The sequence below is a fragment of the Nonomuraea sp. 10N515B genome (assembly GCF_052245915.1).
Taxonomy (GTDB): Bacteria; Actinomycetota; Actinomycetes; order Streptosporangiales; family Streptosporangiaceae; genus Nonomuraea.
In genome coordinates this window covers 1-4,483 of sequence record NZ_JBQQBQ010000154.1, presented here as the reverse complement: position 1 = coordinate 4,483, position 4,483 = coordinate 1, and the positions used below count along the sequence as shown (strand labels likewise).

Annotated in this window: 5 protein-coding genes and 1 tRNA gene; 5 read left to right on the top strand and 1 reads right to left on the bottom strand. The window is 67.9% G+C overall.

Annotated features, from left to right (window positions below):
* Nucleotides 1–75 precede the first annotated feature (75 nt).
* From ACTWQA_RS58580 to ACTWQA_RS58560, 5 genes are all read left to right on the top strand, one after another.
* Nucleotides 76–474 (top strand): DUF4429 domain-containing protein, encoded by a 399-nt coding sequence (locus ACTWQA_RS58580; protein WP_443167424.1) that lies wholly within the window; start codon nucleotides 76–78, stop codon nucleotides 472–474.
* A gap of 274 nt (nucleotides 475–748) precedes the next feature.
* Nucleotides 749–1,090, top strand: coding sequence for a hypothetical protein (locus ACTWQA_RS58575; RefSeq protein WP_443167422.1), 342 nt, complete (start codon nucleotides 749–751; stop codon nucleotides 1,088–1,090).
* Nucleotides 1,091–1,400: 310 nt separating this feature from the next.
* Nucleotides 1,401–2,600 carry a DUF2786 domain-containing protein gene (locus tag ACTWQA_RS58570; RefSeq protein WP_443167421.1) on the top strand — a complete coding sequence of 400 codons (1,200 nt, stop codon included), beginning with the start codon at nucleotides 1,401–1,403 and terminating at the stop codon, nucleotides 2,598–2,600.
* A 413-nt stretch (nucleotides 2,601–3,013) separates the two neighbouring features.
* Nucleotides 3,014–3,262 carry a hypothetical protein gene (locus ACTWQA_RS58565; protein ID WP_443167423.1) on the top strand — a complete coding sequence of 83 codons (249 nt, stop codon included), beginning with the start codon at nucleotides 3,014–3,016 and terminating at the stop codon, nucleotides 3,260–3,262.
* Complete coding sequence (locus tag ACTWQA_RS58560) at nucleotides 3,162–3,737, top strand: site-specific integrase (protein ID WP_443167420.1); 576 nt, start codon at nucleotides 3,162–3,164, stop codon at nucleotides 3,735–3,737. Before ACTWQA_RS58565 ends, ACTWQA_RS58560 begins: the two co-directional genes overlap by 101 nt.
* 126 nt (nucleotides 3,738–3,863) lie before the next feature.
* Here the strand turns inward: ACTWQA_RS58560 and ACTWQA_RS58555 are convergent.
* Nucleotides 3,864–3,976 (bottom strand) — tRNA-OTHER (locus tag ACTWQA_RS58555).
* Nucleotides 3,977–4,483 lie beyond the last annotated feature (507 nt).

Sequence of the window (4,483 nt, the reverse complement as noted above, 5' to 3'; positions counted from 1 at the left end):
GGGACTGCTTGGGGTCCTGCTGTGGTCCTGCCACCTGCTCCAACCTCTTCCAACGGGTGATCAAACTACCCGCGGCTGATAGGTGTTTCGGACCGGGACTGGTTCATTAGCTCTGACGCGGATGGGGTACCGCGTAGTTTCAAGGCATGGGACGGTGAGGCCGCCTTCGACGGGCAGGCTGTCACCTTCACCTGGTTCTCGTCCGGAGCTTCCCCGGCCAAGTACACGGCAGGTGACCAGCGTTACCCGATCACCGAGATCGAGGGCGTCGATTGGCATGCACTGGAGGACGCTCGCGGGTCGTTGCGGCTGCGCATCCGTGGGCACCATGCCCTCTCCAATCCCAACAACGATCCCGCCTCCGTGGTGTTCGGCATTGGCAGGGGAGCCACGCATCACTCCCTGCCCTTCGCCGCCGCCGTGCTGGCCGCCGTACAAGGTCCCATGATCGAACAGGTCGCGGCGGAAGGCTGAGCTGCTGTCCCGTATGTGACTTTTGTGCGCGTTGGCGCCTTGGAACTCAAGGCACCCGACGGCGCGCTTCCGTCCGGAAAGAACCGCACCATCAGCACGGTCTCGATGTTGGTCGTAGCGGTTGACGCCTGGATAGACGTTGTTCGGGCGTTTGCCCAGGGCGAGGTGGAGGTGCGTGGGAATGCCGCCGATCCTGTCCCGCTCGAAACACGGTTTCGTACTCTGAACTGGGGTTTCGCTGCGCGATCAGAGCGGCGGCTGCGACCATCGCAAGGTGTTGTTACCCCTGGTCTACCGGTTGGTGAGGTGCCTGTTCGGCCAGCTGACGGTGCTGATCCGCGCTGATCTGTCCAAGGACGTTGAGCTGCTGGTGCTCCGTCACGAGAACCAGGTGCTCCGCCGTCAACTCGGTGGCCGGCCACGGTGGGGTCACGCCGACCGGCTCTGGCTCACGCTGTTGTCGCGGCTGATCCACCGCCGCCTGTGCGCGGAGGTGTTCCTGGTTACCCCGGCGACGATCTTGCGTTGGCGTCGTCATCTCGTAGCGCGTAAGTGGACCTTCACCGACAGGCGGCGCCCGGGACGGCTCTGTACCCGCCAGCCCGTCAGGCACTGATTGTTGGGATGGCGCGGGAGAACCCAACCTGGGGGCACCGGAGCATCCAGGGCGAGCTGGCTCGCCTGGGCTACCCTATCGCAGCCTCCACGGTGTGGGAGATCCTGCACACAGCCGGTTTCGAGCGGTACACCTGCGCGCACGGGTCGCTTGCCATGGGACGCCCAATATGCTCGGCCCTGATCGTCATGGTAGGCGGGTCAGCCGGGGTCGGCCAGGACCTCGCCGCCTTCCACCGCGCCGGTGAGCAGGGGACGAGGCTCCGTCGCGGTAGGGTTCTGGCGGACTTTCTCTAAGGTGGACGGCACGTGTGAGTAAGGCTAATGAGCTGATCGACGCGGCGATGGAGGCCCTTGCCCGCAAGGATGAGGCAGCCTTCGACTCCGCCGCCGCCTTCCTGGCCGACCGGGACGACGCCGATCGCGTGCTGGTGGAGGTCGTGACCCATGCGATCTCGGGGTTGTGGCGGAACGGCTGGCAGCCCGCCGACGTGGTCAGGATCGCGGCCAGGCGGCTGACCGACTGGCACGGGCGGACGGCGGCTGACCTCATCGCCTGGGAGATGCGGGCCTACGCGCCGGCCACGGTGGATGAGCGCTGGCGCGACCAACTCGCCGGCCTGGAGGCCGCGGTGTGGTGGAAGGGCGGCTACCTGGCGGCGCGGCAGGCACGCGACGGGGCCAGCCGACTGGTGACCGTCTCCGGCGGGCTGGAGCTGCTGGGGTTGCTGACCGGGCTGCCGCGGCTGGAGTCGTTGAGCCCGCGGCCCGGAGCCGCTCGCTGTACGGTCCAGGCGCGCCCGCACGCGGTCAGCGAGAAGACGTTCGCGCGGGTGCGGGCGCTGCTTGCCAAGGCGGAGTCGACGACGTACGAGGCGGAGGCGGAGACGTTCACGTCGGCGGCGCAGAGCTTGATGGCGAAGTACAGCATCGACGCGGCGATGCTGGACGCGCAGCCAGGAGGAGGTGAGGCCCCGGCGGGCATCCGGGTCGGCATCGACGCGCCGTACGAGCAGCCCAAGGCCGTGCTGCTCGACCTCATCGCCGAGGCCAACAGGTGCCGGGTGATCTGGTCGAAGGAGCTGGGGTTCGCCACCGTGCTGGGGTTCTGGGCGGACCTGTCCTGGGTGGAGGTCCTGTTCACCTCGCTGCTGGTGCAGGCGCAGACCGCGCTGGTGAACTCGGGCACCAAGAAGCACGGCACCGGCCGGTCGAGGAATAAGACGTTCCGCCAGTCGTTCCTGTCGGCGTTCGCCTCCAGGATCGGGGAGCGGCTCGCCGAGGCCACGGCGGGTGCGGTCTCGCAGGAGAGCGCCAGCCGCGGCACCGACCTGGTGCCGGTGCTGGCGGCCCGTGAACAGGAGGTGGAGCAGGCGGTCGAGCGCATGTTCCCGAACCTGGTCTCGCACGCGGTCCGCACGTCCTGGGACCGGGAGGGCTGGGCGGCCGGCCGTACCGCAGCCGATCAGGCCAGCCTCGGGGCGCGAGACCGACAGCGCCTATATCCCTAATGCTGGGGATATCTTTTCCCCAGCGGCAGCCATCCAAGAACGCGACGACACGGATCCGACAAGACAAGGCTGAATGCTGAGCTTGAGAAGCTCTCGCGCCTGCTCCTGCCGTCTTTGACGGTGGGATGTGGAGGTGGCGCAGACGGCAATGGCTCATGTGCAGGTCGACAGGAGATGCGGTTGCGTCGATCCCGAGACTGGACGTCAGCGAAGGACGCAGTGTTCGCACCTGTCGGTGGATGACGAGCACGGCAGCTGGCATTTCGCGGTGCAGCTACGCAGCCTGGACGGGCAGCGGCAGCGCATCCCGCCAGGGCGGTTACACCGACCGCGAGGAAGCCGAGCCCGCCGACAAGGCGCTGGTCAGCGCTGACCGCGACGGCGCAGGGGCCGGATGCACCCTCTAGCAGTGGCTGACACGGTGGCTGACCACCAAGGATGCTCTGCGGCCGTCGACCCGGCAGGGATACCCCACACACATCCGCCTCTACCTCATCCCCCGCCTGGGACGGATCCGGCTGCACCAGCTGACCTCCCGCGACGTCAACGATCTCGCGGCGCTTGGCCGTCGACCCGTTCCACGTGGTCCAGGCCGCCAACAGAGTCATCAATCTGGTCCCCGCCTGGTGGCTGGCCGCGCTACGCGGCCTGCGCCGCGGTGAATTGGCCGGACTGCGCTGGACGGACGTCGACCTCAAGGCTGCGGAGCTGACGGTGGCACAGCAGCGGGTTCACGCCGACGGCCAGGCTGTGGTCGGGCCGCCGAAGAGCGCCGCCAGCTGCCGAGCGGTGGCTTTGGACACGGAGACGGTGCGGGTGCTGATACGGCACTGCGAGCGGCAGGAGGAGCTGAGCGCGACGGCAGGGGCACGCTGGCGGGACTCGGGCTACGTGTTCACCACCGTGGACGGTGCGCCGCTGAGGCCGGATTACCTGACCGGCCGGTTACGCCGGCTGGTGGCGGCCTCCGGACAGCCGCCGATCCGGCTGCACGATCTGCGGCACGGCGCCGCGACGCTGGCGCTGGCCGCGCGCACCGATCTGAAGGTGGTGCAGGCCATGCTGGGGCATGCCAGCATCGCGTGCTGCCGGAGGTGGCCCACCAAGCCGCCCGAGAAACGATCCGGCTGGTGCTGAACGCCGCCTCCGCGCTGGGGCGGCAGCTCGGCGGTTGACTGAGCTTTGCCTCATATTTGCCCCATGCCGCCGCCGGGCGCGACCGCGGCCGAAGTTTCCGCAGGTGGAGAAGCGCGCCCTGCAAAGCGCGCCCTGCAGGATTCGAACCTGCGACCGTCGGATTAGAAGCCGCCGTCCGTGTGGGGCGGACCACGCGGACGCTGCAAGGGATAAACACCGCGTTCGGGACGCCAAGGCGCTCCTGCGGCGGCTGGACCGTTGCCACCGCGTCCTGGCCAATCCGCGGCTCGGCCACATCCCACTCAACGCCATTGGCGCCCGGTGGGGTTTCGCGAACGACGCACCATTCAACCGGGCCTTCGGCGTCACCCCTGAGCCGGGAATGGTGAAAGCCCTATTCGTCTCGCCCAGTCCTCCCGGATCTCACCTCACACGACCCGGCCGGATCTTCCTCACCACCGGCGGCATGACACCGGCGGGCCCGTCACCCCCGTGTCGAACAATCTACGGGCATAGATTCCGCAGGACGCGCTGTCACCACGGAAGTCTTGACCATGCCGATCTACGCTTCCCGCATGGCTTTTGTTATCCCAGAGATCAAGGTCGGCCTGGCCGAACTCTGAGCTGCCCCGGGTTGGTTGGAGGCTCCCAAGACTGGAAGGCTGGGAGTCGTGCCCGCACCGAGGAAGTACCCGCAAGAGTTGCGTGATCGCGCCGTCAAGATGGTGTTCGACCTGCGTGAGGAG